At 58.4% G+C, this 14,562-nt stretch carries 19 protein-coding genes; 12 read left to right on the forward strand and 7 right to left on the reverse strand.

Translation table 11 applies throughout. The features are described 5' to 3' along the window. Window positions 1-49 precede the first annotated feature (49 nt). The 7 genes from D3Y57_RS16340 to queE all read left to right on the forward strand — a co-directional run bounded on the left by D3Y57_RS16340 (window position 50) and on the right by queE (window position 6,063). Window positions 50-877 carry an ABC transporter permease gene (locus D3Y57_RS16340; protein WP_121154290.1) on the forward strand — a complete coding sequence of 276 codons (828 nt, stop codon included), beginning with the start codon at window positions 50-52 and terminating at the stop codon, window positions 875-877. 94 nt (window positions 878-971) lie between these two features. Further along, window positions 972-2,156, forward strand: a complete 1,185-nt coding sequence (locus tag D3Y57_RS16345) for an aspartate aminotransferase family protein (protein WP_121154292.1) — start codon at window positions 972-974, stop codon at window positions 2,154-2,156. Then, the gene (gene argF, locus D3Y57_RS16350; RefSeq protein ID WP_121154294.1) at window positions 2,153-3,082 is read left to right on the forward strand and encodes an ornithine carbamoyltransferase; all 930 of its coding nucleotides are present in this window, start codon (window positions 2,153-2,155) and stop codon (window positions 3,080-3,082) included. The genes D3Y57_RS16345 and argF overlap by 4 nt, the downstream gene beginning before the upstream one ends. A 49-nt stretch (window positions 3,083-3,131) precedes the next feature. After that, window positions 3,132-4,052 carry an Hsp33 family molecular chaperone HslO gene (gene hslO / locus D3Y57_RS16355; protein ID WP_121154296.1) on the forward strand — a complete coding sequence of 307 codons (921 nt, stop codon included), beginning with the start codon at window positions 3,132-3,134 and terminating at the stop codon, window positions 4,050-4,052. Window positions 4,053-4,166: 114 nt separating this feature from the next. Next, the gene (locus D3Y57_RS16360; RefSeq protein WP_121154298.1) at window positions 4,167-4,565 is read left to right on the forward strand and encodes a DUF3617 domain-containing protein; all 399 of its coding nucleotides are present in this window, start codon (window positions 4,167-4,169) and stop codon (window positions 4,563-4,565) included. A gap of 182 nt (window positions 4,566-4,747) precedes the next feature. Next, window positions 4,748-5,434 (forward strand): 7-cyano-7-deazaguanine synthase QueC, encoded by a 687-nt coding sequence (gene queC / locus D3Y57_RS16365; RefSeq protein WP_121156072.1) that lies wholly within the window; start codon window positions 4,748-4,750, stop codon window positions 5,432-5,434. After that, window positions 5,431-6,063, forward strand: a complete 633-nt coding sequence (gene queE, locus D3Y57_RS16370) for a 7-carboxy-7-deazaguanine synthase (RefSeq protein WP_121154300.1) — start codon at window positions 5,431-5,433, stop codon at window positions 6,061-6,063. The genes queC and queE overlap by 4 nt, the downstream gene beginning before the upstream one ends. Window positions 6,064-6,075: 12 nt before the next feature. Here the strand turns inward: queE and D3Y57_RS16375 are convergent, their stop codons facing one another. The 3 genes from D3Y57_RS16375 to lipB all read right to left on the reverse strand — a co-directional run bounded on the left by D3Y57_RS16375 (window position 6,076) and on the right by lipB (window position 7,907). Then, on the reverse strand, window positions 6,076-6,723 hold the full coding sequence (locus tag D3Y57_RS16375) for a hypothetical protein (RefSeq protein WP_121154303.1): 648 nt from the start codon (window positions 6,721-6,723) through the stop codon (window positions 6,076-6,078). A gap of 164 nt (window positions 6,724-6,887) precedes the next feature. Then, window positions 6,888-7,163, reverse strand: coding sequence for a hypothetical protein (locus D3Y57_RS16380; RefSeq protein ID WP_121154305.1), 276 nt, complete (start codon window positions 7,161-7,163; stop codon window positions 6,888-6,890). An 87-nt stretch (window positions 7,164-7,250) separates the two neighbouring features. Next, window positions 7,251-7,907 (reverse strand): lipoyl(octanoyl) transferase LipB, encoded by a 657-nt coding sequence (gene lipB, locus D3Y57_RS16385; protein WP_121154307.1) that lies wholly within the window; start codon window positions 7,905-7,907, stop codon window positions 7,251-7,253. A gap of 71 nt (window positions 7,908-7,978) precedes the next feature. Here lipB and D3Y57_RS16390 point away from each other — a divergent pair, with 71 nt between their 5' ends. Then, on the forward strand, window positions 7,979-8,770 hold the full coding sequence (locus tag D3Y57_RS16390) for a hypothetical protein (RefSeq protein WP_121154309.1): 792 nt from the start codon (window positions 7,979-7,981) through the stop codon (window positions 8,768-8,770). Here the strand turns inward: D3Y57_RS16390 and D3Y57_RS16395 are convergent. The 3 genes from D3Y57_RS16395 to D3Y57_RS16405 are packed head-to-tail and all read right to left on the reverse strand — an operon-like array spanning window position 8,743 to window position 10,612. After that, entirely contained in the window at window positions 8,743-9,333 is a 591-nt protein-coding gene (locus D3Y57_RS16395) for a GNAT family N-acetyltransferase (RefSeq protein ID WP_121154311.1), read from the reverse strand. The two genes, D3Y57_RS16390 and D3Y57_RS16395, sit on opposite strands and share 28 nt — an antisense overlap. After that, window positions 9,324-10,166: an oxygen-dependent coproporphyrinogen oxidase gene (gene hemF, locus D3Y57_RS16400; protein ID WP_121154313.1), complete on the reverse strand. Its 843-nt coding sequence runs from the start codon at window positions 10,164-10,166 to the stop codon at window positions 9,324-9,326. The genes D3Y57_RS16395 and hemF overlap by 10 nt, the downstream gene beginning before the upstream one ends. After that, complete coding sequence (locus tag D3Y57_RS16405; RefSeq protein WP_121154315.1) at window positions 10,163-10,612, reverse strand: tRNA (cytidine(34)-2'-O)-methyltransferase; 450 nt, start codon at window positions 10,610-10,612, stop codon at window positions 10,163-10,165. The genes hemF and D3Y57_RS16405 overlap by 4 nt, the downstream gene beginning before the upstream one ends. A gap of 145 nt (window positions 10,613-10,757) precedes the next feature. On the opposite strand from D3Y57_RS16405, the gene petA reads away from it, so the two are divergent. Genes petA through D3Y57_RS16425 form a run of 4 tightly spaced genes read left to right on the forward strand, consistent with a single transcriptional unit; the run spans window position 10,758 to window position 14,063 of the window. Next, window positions 10,758-11,339 carry a ubiquinol-cytochrome c reductase iron-sulfur subunit gene (gene petA / locus D3Y57_RS16410; protein WP_121154317.1) on the forward strand — a complete coding sequence of 194 codons (582 nt, stop codon included), beginning with the start codon at window positions 10,758-10,760 and terminating at the stop codon, window positions 11,337-11,339. Continuing rightward, the gene (locus D3Y57_RS16415) at window positions 11,336-12,643 is read left to right on the forward strand and encodes a cytochrome b (RefSeq protein ID WP_121154319.1); all 1,308 of its coding nucleotides are present in this window, start codon (window positions 11,336-11,338) and stop codon (window positions 12,641-12,643) included. The genes petA and D3Y57_RS16415 overlap by 4 nt, the downstream gene beginning before the upstream one ends. A 10-nt stretch (window positions 12,644-12,653) precedes the next feature. Next, window positions 12,654-13,514, forward strand: coding sequence for a cytochrome c1 (locus tag D3Y57_RS16420; protein WP_121154321.1), 861 nt, complete (start codon window positions 12,654-12,656; stop codon window positions 13,512-13,514). 18 nt (window positions 13,515-13,532) lie between these two features. Next, window positions 13,533-14,063 (forward strand): adenine phosphoribosyltransferase, encoded by a 531-nt coding sequence (locus tag D3Y57_RS16425; RefSeq protein ID WP_121154323.1) that lies wholly within the window; start codon window positions 13,533-13,535, stop codon window positions 14,061-14,063. Between the two features lie 21 nt (window positions 14,064-14,084). Here the strand turns inward: D3Y57_RS16425 and D3Y57_RS16430 are convergent, their stop codons facing one another. Then, window positions 14,085-14,552, reverse strand: a complete 468-nt coding sequence (locus D3Y57_RS16430; protein WP_121154325.1) for a MaoC family dehydratase — start codon at window positions 14,550-14,552, stop codon at window positions 14,085-14,087. Window positions 14,553-14,562: the final 10 nt, after the last annotated feature.

Consider the following 14,562-nt stretch of genomic DNA (forward strand, 5'->3'; position numbering starts at 1 on the left):
CGGTCTCGCGCCTTGCGGGCAAACGCCCGAGTGCCTAACCGGCAGTGATATGAACACCCAATCCCAAAGCGCTATCTTGAACGAGCCGGGCGTGCCGGTCATCCGCAATATCAACTTGGTCGGGTTGAAGACCCTCTATATCAAGGAAGTGCGGCGGTTTTTCAAGGTGCAGCTCCAGACCATCTGGGGTCCGGCGATCACCACGGCTCTGTTTCTCGTCATTTTTACGGTCGCGCTCGGTGGCGGAAAGCGTGAAGTGCTGGGCCATCCGTTCGGTGATTTCATTGCGCCGGGCCTGATTATGATGGGCATGATGCAAAATGCCTTCGCCAATTCCAGCTTCTCGCTGCTCGTCGGCAAGATGCAGGGGACGATCGTCGATTATCTGATGCCGCCGCTGTCCAGTGGCGAATTGCTGATTGCTTTGGTCGCCGGGGCCATGACTCGGGCTATTCTGGTTGGGACCGCAGTCTGGGTCGTCATGGCGTTATGGCCAGGTGTCCATGTGTGGCCGATGCACATCTGGGCGGTGCTGGTTTATGGGCTGCTCGGGTCGAGCATGTTGTCGCTGATCGGCGTTCTTACATCCATCTGGGCGGAGAAGTTCGACCAGTCGGCGGCTGTGGGAACGTTTCTGATCGGACCGGCTTCGCTGCTGTCGGGCACATTCTATTCGATCGACAAGCTGGCACCTGCGTTTCAGGTGTTCAGCCGGTTCAACCCGTTTCATTATGCGATCTCGGGTTTTCGCTATGGGTTCATCGGAGTGGCTGACTCACCGCTTGTCGCGGGTGCTATGGTCCTGCTGGCGATCAACATCGTGCTCGGTGCAACTTGCTATGCCCTGCTGCGGACCGGCTGGCGCCTGAAGGCTTAACATTTGACGGAGACGGGGAGGGGGCGATATATGCCGCTTCCGCGATAGGGCGGCCTTTGACGGGTCGCCTTTTCTTTTTTGAAAGGCCGACCCCATGACGATCACCCCGCTGATGCCTGTCTATCCCCGGAGCGGGGTCCGGCCGGTGCGAGGCGAGGGTGCTTATCTGATCGACGAGAGCGGGCAGCGCTATCTCGATTTCGCCAGCGGTATCGCGGTGAACATCCTTGGGCATGGTCATCCGCATCTGACCAAGGCGATTGCCGAACAGGCGGCGACGCTGATGCATGTGTCGAACCTTTACGGGTCGCCGCAGGGTGAAGCGCTGGCGCAGCGACTGGTCGATAACAGTTTTGCGGACACGGTGTTCTTTACGAATTCGGGAGCCGAGGCTGTCGAATGCGCGATCAAGACGGCGCGGCGTTTTCACTTTGCCAACGGCCATCCCGAGCGGCAGAACCTGATCACGTTCAAGAATGCGTTTCACGGGCGGACGCTCGGCACGATCAGCGCGACCGATCAGCCAAAGATGCGTGACGGTTTCGAGCCGCTGTTGCCGGGTTTCGACTATGCGCCATTCGACGATCTGGAAGCGGCGCGGGCTTTGGTGGACGAACATACCGCAGGATTCCTCGTTGAACCCATACAGGGCGAGGGCGGCATCCGTGCTGCTTCGGTCGAGTTCCTGAAGGGGCTGCGCGAGATTTGCGACGAGCATGGTCTGATGCTGGTGCTGGACGAGGTCCAGTGCGGCGTCGCGCGGACAGGCAAGCTGTACGCACATGAGCATTACGGGATCACGCCAGATATTATGGCGACTGCCAAAGGTATCGGCGGCGGATTTCCGCTCGGCGCGTGTCTGGCGACCGAGGAAGCGGCCAAGGGCATGGTGTTCGGAACGCATGGCTCGACATACGGCGGTAACCCGCTGGCGATGGCGGCTGGACAGGCCGTTCTGGACGTGATCCTCGCACCGGGCTTCATGGAGCAGGTCACCGCGACCGGCGACCGCTTGCGTGCTGGGCTCGAACAGATGATGCCGAATCATGACCAACTGTTCGAAAGCGTCCGCGGCAAGGGGCTGATGCTCGGCATAAAGCTGAAGACGGACAGTCGCGCATTCGTGGCACATGCCCGCGATAATCATGGGCTGCTGACCGTTGCAGCGGGCGAGAATGTTGTGCGCGTTTTGCCGCCGTTGAATATCGAAGAACATCATATCGCCGAATTCATCGAGAAACTGTCTGCGGCCGCCGCCAGTTACGAAATACCGGCATGATCCGGCATTTCCGCGATCTGAGCGACGCTGGCGGCGATGCAATAGCGGCGATGCTGGCGGACGCGATCGACCGAAAGGCGGCGCGGGCTGGCTGGCCGAAGGGCAAGGTCGATGCCGACGCGCCGCTTGCCGGGCGCACGCTGGCGATGGTTTTCGAAAAGAGCAGCACGCGGACGCGGGTGAGTTTCGACATGGCGATCCGTCAGCTCGGCGGGACGGCCGTAATTCTCGAATCGGGCACGACGCAACTGGGCCGTGGTGAGTCGGTTGCCGACACCGCGCGCGTCCTGTCGCGCTATGTCGATGCCATCATGTTGCGCACCGATGATCCGATGAAGCTGGCGGAACTGGCCGAATATTCAACCGTTCCGGTAATCAATGGACTGACCGATTCGTCGCACCCATGCCAGATCGTTGCCGATCTGCTGACTGTTATCGAAAGTGGCAAATCGCTGCCCGGTAGTCAGTGGGCATGGCTGGGTGACGGCAACAATGTGTTGCACTCGATTGTCGAGGCGGCAGGCCTGATGAAGTTCGCCGTCCGTATCGGTTGTCCAGAAGGTTACGATCCCGACGATGCCTATCTGGCCGTAGCTCAGGCGCATGGCGCGTCGATCGACATCCTTCGCGATGCCGGTGAGACTGTGCGTGGTGCCGACATCGTGGTGTCCGACACCTGGATATCGATGGGGCAGGATCATGTGGACGAGAAGCTGGCGGCAATGATGCCGTATCAGGTCACGTCGGAATTAATGGCGCTGGCAAAGCCCGACGCGATATTCCTGCACTGCCTGCCTGCTCACCGCGGCGAGGAAGTGACGGCCGAGGTCATCGACGGCCCACAGTCGCGGATTTGGGACGAGGCTGAAAATCGAGTTCACGCTCAGAAGTCGATCCTGCTCTGGGCGTTCGGGCTTTTGGGTTGAGTCACTTTGGTCGGTTGAGTTTCGGGTGGGCCTTCCCATCTAGGCACGCATGACCGACAATATCGATATCGACCGCTCGCTGGGTTTCACGATCGCCGCGCGTAATGCGCGGGGGCGGCTCGTTCGTCTTGGTCCGGTCCTCGAATCCATCATTTCGGCACATGCCTACCCGCCGGCAATCGAGAAGCTGCTGGCTGAGGCGCTTGTTCTGACCGCGTTGCTCGGGGCTACCCTGAAGGACGATAGCGGGCAGATGACGTTGCAGGCGCAGACTGAGGGCGGTCCGATCGACCTGCTTGTTTGTGACTATCGTGGTGGGGAGTTGCGCGGGTACATCAAATTCGATGCAGAGCGACTGGCAGAAATGCCCGTAAATCCGACATTGTTTGCGCTGTTCGGCAAGGGGTATCTGGCGATCACTTTCGATCAGGTCGCGACCGGCGAGCGCTATCAGGGAATTGTGCCGCTCGAAGGGGCGACTCTGGCGGACGCTGCAGAAAGCTATTTCGCACAATCCGAGCAAATCCCTAGCCTGATCCGGATCGGCGTCACGCGTGATGAACATGGCTGTGTCGCGGGTGGCCTGATGCTTCAGCATCTTGCGGAAGGGGAGGAAGGGCGTGATCGTATTCACACCCGGCTCGATCATCCCGAATGGGAGCATGTCGCCATTCTGGGCAGCACCATCAAGATCGAGGAGCTGGCGCAACGCGATTTGCCGCTGGAAACCATTGTCTGGCGCTTGTTCAACGAGGAAACCGAGGTTCGCTTGCTCGGTGGCGCATCGCTGACCAAAGGATGCCGCTGCGATGTCGTCCATATCCGTGATGTCCTGTCGAAGTTTCCGGCCGAGGAGCGCGCCAACATGGCGGATGACACCGGCAAGATCGGCGTCGACTGCGCATTTTGTTCACGTATTTTTGCAATTCCCGTTGCGGAACTTGAAAACGCTGGCGAAACGACCAAATAAGCAATTGGGACTAATTGTTAGCAAGTCCGGATTATCAGGCGCGATGTTCCGGAATTTGAGATCTACAAATTTTGCCGCAACGACGGCTTCGTTTTTTTAAGCGGGCTTGGGCAAATGACACCGTTCTTCAAGATGATTATTGCGACGGCTGCGGTGTTTCTGGCGACGGCCGCCGAAGCGCCTTTGATCGCCTTATCTCAAATCGAGCCGGGACAATGGTCGTTGGTAGCGGCGGGCGCACGGACACGTTCGATCTGTCTGTCCGATCCGCGTGTTCTGCTCCAGCTTCAACATACCGGTATCGCCTGTAGTCGCTATGTCATTGAAAATGATAAGGACTCTACGATCGTCCATTACGCCTGTCCAGGTGCCGGGCATGGCCGAACTGAGGTAAAGGTGGAGACTCCCCGCCTTATCCAGATTCTGTCGCAGGGGATTTCGAAGAACGCGCCATTCGATTGGGCTCTGGAAGGCCGGCGCACTGGCCCCTGTGCCCCGACGGGGCAACGGTAACCTTGAGTTAACCATTTCGAGCTTACACTAATGATAGCGCTTCTCCTTCTTTGATGCGCTCCTCCCTAGAGACCGAAAGGTCGAACTGGCCGCCCGCGCGATCGGGCGGCCTTCTTTCATTCGTGAGGCGTTTGAACGTTGCGTATGGTCGCGCACGGGTTTAGCCGCCTGACCCCATGACGATGACAAAAGCAAAACCCGGCGCTGCGATCGTTGCGCTGATTTCGGGCGGCCTCGATTCGATGGTCGCGGGCGGATTGGCGCGTGAGGCGGGGTATCGAATCTTCGCTTTGACGATTGATTATAATCAGCGCCATCGTGTCGAACTGGAAGCGGCCGGACGCGTTGCCCGGATGCTCGGCGCCGAACGTCATATAGTTATGCCGCTGGACCTGTCGCAATTCGGCGGGTCGTCGCTGACCGATCCCGACATGGCCGTGCAGAAAACGGGTTTGGAGCCGGGCATCCCGACCACCTATGTTCCTGCGCGCAATACGATATTTCTTTCGGTCGCGCTGGGTTGGGCCGAAGCGGTGGGTGCACATGATCTCTCCATCGGGATCAATGCGCTCGATTATTCGGGCTATCCCGACTGCCGCCCTGAATTCATCACGGCGTTCGAGGCGATGGCTGAACAAGCGACCAAGGCTGGCGTCGAAGGGCAGGCATTCAAAGTTCATGCGCCGTTGGCCGCGATGAGCAAAGCCGACATCGCGCGCGAAGCTGCGCGTCTGGGGCTGGATGCCGGGCAAAGCTGGTCCTGTTACGACCCGTTGCCGAACGGTCGGCCCTGCGAACGCTGCGATTCTTGCCGTTTGCGGGCAAAGGGATTCAGTGAGGCGGGCCTGATCGATCCGCTGCTGGCATGAGCTATGCTGTCAAAGAAATGTTTCTGACGCTGCAGGGTGAGGGCGTTCATGCCGGTCGTCGTGCGGTATTTGTCCGGTTTGCAGGATGCAATCTGTGGACCGGTCGCGAGCAGGACCGGGCAACCGCTGTCTGCAAGTTTTGCGACACCGACTTTGTGGGAACCGACGGAGAGGGAGGGGGTCGCTTTGCCAGCGCAGATGCACTGGCCGATGCCGCAGCCACTTTCTGGGGCGCGGGTGAGACGCTCCGCTACGTCATCCTGACCGGGGGCGAACCGATGTTGCAGATCGATGCCGCGTTGATCGATGCGCTTCATGCCCGGGGGTTCGAGATCGGGGTGGAGAGCAACGGCACGATTGCCGCCGCGCCCGGCGTCGACTGGCTTTGCATCAGTCCAAAAGCCGGAAGCACTGTTGTTCAGCGATCGGGTAACGAACTGAAACTGGTCTGGCCGCAACCCGGCAGCGATGTCGATGCCATGCAGGGCTGGGCATTCGACCATTTCCTGATCCAGCCGATGGATTGCGACGAAGGCGTGGCCGCGCGGGATGCGGCCATCGCCTTCGTCATGGAACGACCACAGTGGCGCCTGACGCTGCAGGCGCACAAGACGCTCGGCCTGCGGTAAATCCCGCTTAAATTAGATCCCGTTCGTGTAGGCACAATTCTTGTAACCGCGACTGCTCCAGCATTTCTTCGAGAAGTCGGGGTAACTGATCGGTAGTTTTGATCCGAACCGGAAAAGCTGTTCGCCCTGTGGGACAAGGCTGTTGCGTAATTCGCGCAGGCGTTCGACTGCTACGGTCTGGAACGAACCGCGCGGCGCAAACAAAGTCGCGCGTGCGATATTGGAAGCTGCCTGACAGAAACCGTATTGAGCGCGGACGGTTGAAAAACTGGTGTAGTTTTTCGTGCCGTACTTATCGAGCAAATCCTGAGCGGCTTTCTTCGTCTTTCCGAGCCGCATGAAATATCCGTTCAGCATGTTATAGTCTTTTGTCAGTTCTTCACGATGGTTGATGAGGATGCCATTGTAGCTGTCCTGTGCAAGCAGGGTTTTGTCGAACTGACACTGTAGCGCCATGACGTTGAGGCCCGATCGCAATTGCCAGGCGAGCGCTGCGCTCTCTTCTGCGGGTGTTGCTCCGGGCATAGGGATGCCTATGCCCGCTTCACCCGCTATGATTGGCGTTCCGCGAAAATCGGGCGACTGCCAGAAGATTTGGGCAGCGGCTGGATGTGCGACGGCAACGGACATCGAGACGAGCAGGATCGAGCGAAATTTCATGGATTCATCCCTAACGCAAACAACTTGCCTAGCGGATACGCAGTTTGAGTCGCGGGGAAAAGCCCTCTCTTTACGAAGAACGATGAACCGAATCATCGGGGAGTAAGACAAAAATAAAGGCCGCCCGGTTGCCCGGACGGCCCTTACTCGAAATCAATCGAAGCTTATTTGATAGTGTTGCCACCGGCCATGCCGTTGTCAGCAGTGCTGCCGACCATAGCATTGTCGGCAGCCACGTTGCCGGCCACCATGTTGTCGCTGGCACCCATTGCGCCGTCGACGTTGGTCATCGAATCATTCGTGGTGCCTTCCATGGCATCCGAAGCATTCATTTCGGTAACCATTGCGTTGGCGTCCGAATTGGCTGGCTCGCTCTTGCCACAGGCCGAAATGGCCAAAGCGGCTGCAGCCACCATCGAAAGTGTAACGATCTTGCGCATATTCGTGCTCCCTAGATAACATGATCGGGCGGCATTTGCCGTTAATACCCAAATCGACGTGTGCATTAGCTTTTCTTTAGGGCGTCCTCAAGCGGATTGTTGTTGCCCAATTTCGTGCAGGAAATCGGAAAGTCCTCCGCAAAGCGCGGAATCGAAAGCGGAAATTGTCGCAGGGTTGCCGAGGTTGGCGATGCTCGTAACCGCGAATTCGGCCAGTCCGCACGGCACGATGCCCCCGAAATGCGATAGATCGGGCGATATGTTGACTGAAAACCCGTGGAGGGACACCCAGCGACGTACCCGGATGCCGATTGCGCCGATCTTTGCCTCCTGTCCTGCGTCGTCAGTCCAGATGCCGATGCGCCCTGGTTCGCGGCGCGCTTCAATGCCCAGCTTGCCGAGCGTCGCAATCACCCAGCCTTCCACCGCATGCACGAAGCGGCGGATGTCGCGCCCACGCTTGTTGAGGTCGATCATCAGATATCCGATCCGTTGACCGGGGCCATGATAGGTGTAGCGCCCGCCACGGCCTGCATCGAACACGGGAAAACGCGGATCGAGCAGCTCGGCGGTGTCGGCACTGGTCCCTGCTGTATAAAGCGGGGGGTGTTCCAGCAGCCAGATGCATTCGCGCGCAGTGCCTTCCGCGATGGCCGTCGCCCGCGCTTCCATCCATGCGAGCGCTTCCGGATATGGGACAAGCGTATCCGAAATCTTCCATTCGATGTCATTCTGACCAGTCATGCGCAGCGTCTTGCCACCGGTCGCGGGGCGGGGCTAGAGCGGGCCAACGCGCTAGTGCCAGCGATTTGGGGATGACGATGATTTCAATGAATGTCGTCTGGGAAGACACAGTCGCTTTTCTGCGTCGCGAGGCCGGACTGGTTATCCCGCTCGCGCTCGCTACTTCACTTGTAGGGAATGTCGTGAATTCGCTGGTAAATCCGGCGGTTCTGGGCTCTCCGCCTAACGCATTGTTTTCGCTGTTGACCTTTGTCGCCCTGCTTTGGACGGTCATCGGCCAATTGGCGATCATAGCACTTGTCCTGCGACCAGGGAGCAGCGTGGGTGAGGCGCTGTCGCTGGCGGCACGGCGATTGCCGACATTGCTGGGGACGGCATTCCTGATCGGCACGGCTGCAACTCTATTCGCCCTTCCCGCGCTCATCGGTTTCTTCCAGAGCGGGGTCAATCCGAACATCCCTGCGACATATACGAAGCTGCCGGGATGGGTTTCGCTCTATTTTCTGGTTTTTGCCTGTGTCGCTATCTGGGTCAGCCTTCGTCTCAGCACTTTATATTCGCTGATCGTCGACAAGCAGCCAGGTGTGATCGCGTCGCTTAAAACCGCGTTTGCGATGACGCGCGGTGTGATCGCGCGTCTGATCCTTGCGGCGATCGTTTATTTCATCACGACGATTGTTCTGACTACGGTCGTTCGGTTCGTTCTGGGAAGCGCCTTCGAATTGCTGGGCCGGGCTATCGATTCGCCGTTCGTTACAGTTGCGTTGACGGCGCTGGCGGTCGGTACCGTCACAGCGGCGCTATCGACGTTCGCGGCGGTATTTCTCGCAATGCTTTATCGGCGGCTCAACAACGGTATCTGAGGAGCGACGTCGGCAAGCATTTGGCGGGTTAGTCGCGGATCGGCGAAAGTCTCTACCTCGCGCCGGAACGCGGTAAACCCCTGCGCACGGTAGAAATTCAGCGCCGATGGATGGTCGAGGGTGCACGTGTGGACCCAGACCCGTGCGATGTCGGGTCGCCATGCGCGCATCAGCGCCTGCGCCATCAGCCAGCGGCCATGCCCTGCGCCATTCAGTTCGGGAATGAGGCCGAGGAAGGAAATTTCACACGTAACGGCTTCACGATAGTCGAGTTCAAGCATGCCCACTTCGAGGCCTGATGGGTCGACGACGGCATATACCTTGACAGCGAGATCGCCGATGATCGCCTGCAACGCCTCGTCCGACATAACTGTACGCGAAAACCACATCCACCGTTCGCCGACCCGGCTGAACAGCGCACGATATTTATCGAGCGCTGGCGACTTCCAGCGAATTATGCGCAACCGACTCTCAGGCATGGGACGCAAGGCCGGGCGAGCCATCATCTCGAGCGAGGTGACGACCGTAGCGATTTGATCGTCTGGAACAGGCGTCAGGCCCATGTTGCGACCGGGGGCAGGCTCATCAATATGGCGTCGATATTGCCACCGGTCTTCAGGCCGAACGACGTTCCCCGATCATAAACCAGGTTGAATTCGGCATAACGCCCCCGCCAGGCGAGTAAGGCAGCTTTGTCGGCATCGGTAACGGGCATGCCCATGCGCAGGCGCACAATCCGTGGGAAAACGTCCAGAAAAGCCTCCCCGACCGCGCGTGTGAAGGCAAAACCATCCTCGAACGATCCCTCGAGATGATCGAAGAAAATGCCGCCGACGCCGCGATGAACGCCGCGATGGGGGATATAGAAATAATCGTCCGCCCATTTGCTGAACCGCGGATAGTCGCCCGCCTTGTGCGCGTCGCACACGGCTTTCAGGGTAGCGTGAAAATCCGCGGTATCTTCCGCAATCGGCAGCGCAGGATTCAGATCGGCACCGCCGCCGAACCAGCGTTTGCCGGTAACCAGGAACCGGCAGTTCATGTGAACGGCGGGGACATGCGGATTCATCATGTGCGCGACTAGGCTGATTCCGGTGGCAAAGAATTGAGGATTCTCGGCCGCTCCGTGAATGGTCTTGGCAAATTCAGGAGAAAACGAGCCGCCGACCGTCGATACGTTGACGCCGGCTTTTTCAAAAACCTTTCCCTTCATCGTGCCCATCACGCCGCCGCCGCCCGCTGCCGACGGGTCGTTGTCGCGGTTCCATGGCGTGTAGATGAAATTGGCGTCGCTGCCCGACTCGCGCTCGATGCTCTCGAATTCGCTGCAGATCCGGATGCGCAGCGCTTCGAACCATGCCCGCGCGGTGGCCTGTTCGGCATCGAGTTCGATCATTCGGGTAGTCCTCCAGTTTGGCGCAGTGCTTCGGCCACCGCAATTGCGCAAGCGACCGACAGGTTGAACGAACGCACTTCACGGCGAATCGCAATGCGAAGGCGTGCATCGCAGGCCGCCGCCACCTCGTCCGGCACGCCAGACCCTTCGTTCCCGAACAGCAAAATGTCGTCGGAAAGAAACGAGGCATCGTGTAACGTGTCGTTGCCACGGGTGGTCATCAGCATAAGCCGACCGCTGTGCTGGGCGCGAAAACTGTCCCAGTCCGAATGGCGGACCAGTTCGACGTGATCGATATAGTCCATCCCGGCGCGTTTCAGTTTCGCGTCGGAAAACACGAATCCGCAAGGTTCGATCAAATCGACTCCCACGCCAAAACAAGCTGCGAGCCGCAAGATAGCCCCGACATTGCCCGCAATTTCGGGCTGATAAAGCGCAATTCTCATGCGCGCCGCTTAGTGCAGGGGGGCCATCAGTCACAATAGCGTCAATTTCGCGTTTGCAAGGACGAAGCTTCACGCTATCAGCGCGGCATCCGCTAGTCAGGCGGCCGGTGCCGGGGGCGCATCTCATTGCAAGGGCTTTTAACGCATGGCCGAAACGCCGGTGATCGACAGCAGCGACGCTGCCATTGAGGGTGAAACCGAACTTCGTCGTCGCGATTTCCTGAATATCGCGGCAATCAGCTTTGCTGGTGTGGGTGCTGTGGCGGTCGTCGTACCGCTCATCAACCAGATGAATCCATCTGCCGATGTGCTCGCGGAAGCGACCGTCGAGCTTGATATCGCAAAGATTGCCGAGGGTCAGGCGATCAAGGCGATATACCGCAAGCAGCCGCTTTTCGTGCGTCATCTGACCGCGAAAGAGATTGCCGAAGCGAATGCGGTTCCTGTGGCCACGCTCCGCGATCCGCAGACGCTGGCTCAGCGGACCAAGCCGGGCAAGCCAGAGTGGCTTATTACGATGGGCGTTTGTACGCACCTTGGCTGTGTGCCGTTGGGTGCTGCTGAAGGTGAGCCGCGCGGTGAATTCGGCGGTTATTTCTGCCCTTGTCACGGTTCGTCTTACGACACGGCAGCGCGCATCCGTAAGGGGCCTGCGCCGAAGAACCTCGAAGTTCCCGATTATGTTTTCCGGTCTGCAACGGCCGTCGAAGTCGGAGCCAAAGTATGAGCTTTCCCTGGGCCCAGCATTACGCGCCGAAGCATCCGTTCATGCGTTACATGGACGAGAAGCTTCCGCTGCCGCGCTTCATCTATAACGCAGTCGGTGCCGGTTATCCGGTCCCGCGCAACCTGAATTACTTCTGGAACTTCGGTGTGCTCGCAGGGGCTGCGCTGATGATCCAGATCGTCACCGGCATCGTGTTGGCCATGCATTTTCGCGCCGACGCGAGCATCGCCTTCGATTCGGTCGAGCACATTATGCGTGACGTTAATGCGGGCTGGTTCCTGCGTTATGCTCATGCAAATGGAGCGTCGATGTTCTTCATCGTCGTTTACCTGCATATCTTCCGCGGTCTGTTTTACGGGTCGTACAAGCCGCCACGGGAAATGATCTGGTTGCTCGGTGTCGTTATCTTTCTTCTGATGATGGCAACCGCGTTCATGGGCTATGTTCTCCCATGGGGTCAGATGAGTTTCTGGGGCGCGAAGGTGATTACCGGGTTGTTCTCGGCAATTCCTGTCGTTGGCACGAGCATCCAGCAGTGGCTGCTGGGTGGTTTTGCTCCCGATAACGCCGCGCTGAACCGTTTCTTCTCGCTGCATTATTTGCTGCCGTTCGTTATTCTTGGTACGATCATTCTGCACATCTGGGCGCTGCACATCCCGGGTTCGTCGAACCCGACCGGTGTGGACGTAAAGGGACCGCAGGATACCGTTCCTTTCCATCCGTATTACACGGCGAAAGATGGCTTCGGACTCGGCATCTTCCTGATCGTATTCACGGCGCTGATGTTCTTTGCGCCAAACGCGCTGGGACATGCGGTGAATTACGTTCCTGCCAACCCGCTCTCGACGCCGTCGCATATCGTTCCAGAATGGTATTTCTGGCCGTTTTACGCGATCCTGCGCGCCTTCACGTCGGACTTCTTCTGGATACCGGCAAAGCTGCTCGGTGTTCTGGCGATGTTCGGTTCGATCCTGCTGCTCTTCTTCCTGCCTTGGCTGGACACGTCGCCGGTGCGTTCGGGCAATTATCGCCCGATCTTTAAGAAGTTCTTCTGGGTGCTCGTCGCCGACGTGCTGATCCTCGGCTATTGCGGTGGTTCGGCGGCTGAAGAGCCTTATGTGATGATCTCGCAGCTCGCGACCGCCTATTATTTCGCGCATTTCCTCATCATCCTGCCGCTGGTGTCGATGCTGGAACGGCCTTTGCCGCTTCCGAATTCGATTACAGAAAGCGTGCTTGGTGAAGCACAGGAAAGCGCGTCGCTTGGGGCCGGTGGCAAATCGCCGCTCGCTCCGGCCGAATAAGGAAGTATCGATGGTTCGTCCGATAGGCATTCTCGCAGGTCTGGGTATCGTTACCGCGGTACTCTGGTCACTTCTTTGGGGCGCGGTGGCCTATATCCAGTCGCCACCGCAGATGAGCGCCGAGCATTATGTTCAGCATCATTTTCAGCCGAAAAAGGACATTTCGTTCTCGTTCGACGGTCCCTTCGGCACTTATAACAACCAGCAGCTTCAGCGTGGCTTCCAAGTTTACAAGGAAGTCTGTTCGGCTTGCCATTCGCTGAAACTGGTGGCTTTCCGCGACCTCGAGCAAATCGGTTTCTCGAAGCCAGAGGTTAAGGCAATTGCAAAGGGCTGGGCGATCGAAACGCCGACGCTGAACCCTGACACGGGTGAGCCATCGACGCGCAAATCGGTTGCTTCGGATCGTTTCCCGTTGCCATTCGCCAATGACATTGCGGCACGCGCTGCCAACAACAATGCGATCCCACCTGATCAGTCGCTGCTTGCCAAGGCTCGCGACGAGGGGCCGCACTATATCTATCGCCTTCTGACCGGCTACGGCACGCAGCCAGCCGAATTGCTCAAGAAGTATCCAGATGTGAAAACCCCTACGGGGCTCCACTATAATCCGTACTTCCCTAACCTGAACCTCGCGATGGCTCCGCCACTGACTGGTGAAGGACAGGTCAGCTATTCGGACGGAACCAAGGCGACCGTTCCGCAGATGGCGGAGGATGTCAGCGCATTCCTGATGTGGACTGCCGAACCGAAGCTTGACCAGCGCCACCGCGTTGGCTGGGCAGCATTGATCTTCCTGTTCGTCTTCACGAGCCTGACCTACATGGCTTATAAGTCGATCTGGGCAGACAAGAAGAACAAGAGCCTCTGATCCGAAGCGGGGGATTTCATGATCGACCTGAAATCCCTCGTTCGCACGATCCCCGACTTTCCGAAGCCGGGGATTGAGTTTCGCGATATTTCTACCCTGCTCGCCGATGGCGAAGGGTTTGCTGTGGCAGTCACCGCGATGGTCGAGCTGGCCCGCCCACTGAATGTTGATCGTATTATTGCGATAGATGCCCGCGGGTTTCTGTTCGGTGCCCCGGTTGCGGTTGCGCTGGGAGCAGGGATCATTCCCGCCCGCAAGAAGGGCAAGCTGCCCGGTGCGACGCTTGGCGTCGATTATGCGCTGGAATATGGCACGGACCGGCTTGAACTGCACGTAGGTGCGGTATTACCCGGTCATCGCGCGCTTATCATCGATGATCTGATCGCGACCGGCGGGACTGCGATGGCGTGCGTATCGCTGTTGCGCGAAGCGGGTGCCGAAGTTGCTGGTGCGATATTCGCAATCGATCTACCGGATCTTGGCGGTGCCAACCGAATGCGTGAGGCGGGAGTCAACGTAAGCAGCTTGATGGCCTTCGCGGGTCACTAAAACTTTGGCGAGGTTCCGGTACTAACTTTCGGGGACAAGTTCCTTGGCAGGCCGGCGGCGGATTAGGCCGATCGAGATTACCGTCATCACTCGCTCGTCGTTCTGATTGAATATCGTAGACTTGCTCCGGAACGACCCCATCTCAGGCTTGCTGCGAGACGGAGTCTTGTCGATGATTTCGCTTTCCACGCGAAGTACGTCGCCTGGGTAAACTGGTTTCAGCCAACGCAGTTCGTCGATGCCAGGTGAACCCAAACCGGCCTGTTGAACGTCGGAAAAGTTTGTCACCAGCATCGACATCATCATGGCCGCCGTGTGCCATCCGCTTGCGGAGAGGCGACCGAAATAGGTCTTTGCCGCTTCTTCGTCGGACAGGTGAAACGGCTGAGGATCGTATTTTGATGCGAACTCGATCACCTCTTCGCGCGTGACTTCGTATCGCCCGAATGCGGATTTGCGGCCCGGTTCGATATCCTCGAAATACAGCACGTCGACTTCT

Origin of the sequence: Sphingomonas paeninsulae (assembly GCF_003660165.1) — a bacterium.
Classification (GTDB): Bacteria; Pseudomonadota; Alphaproteobacteria; order Sphingomonadales; family Sphingomonadaceae; genus Sphingomonas_O; species Sphingomonas_O paeninsulae.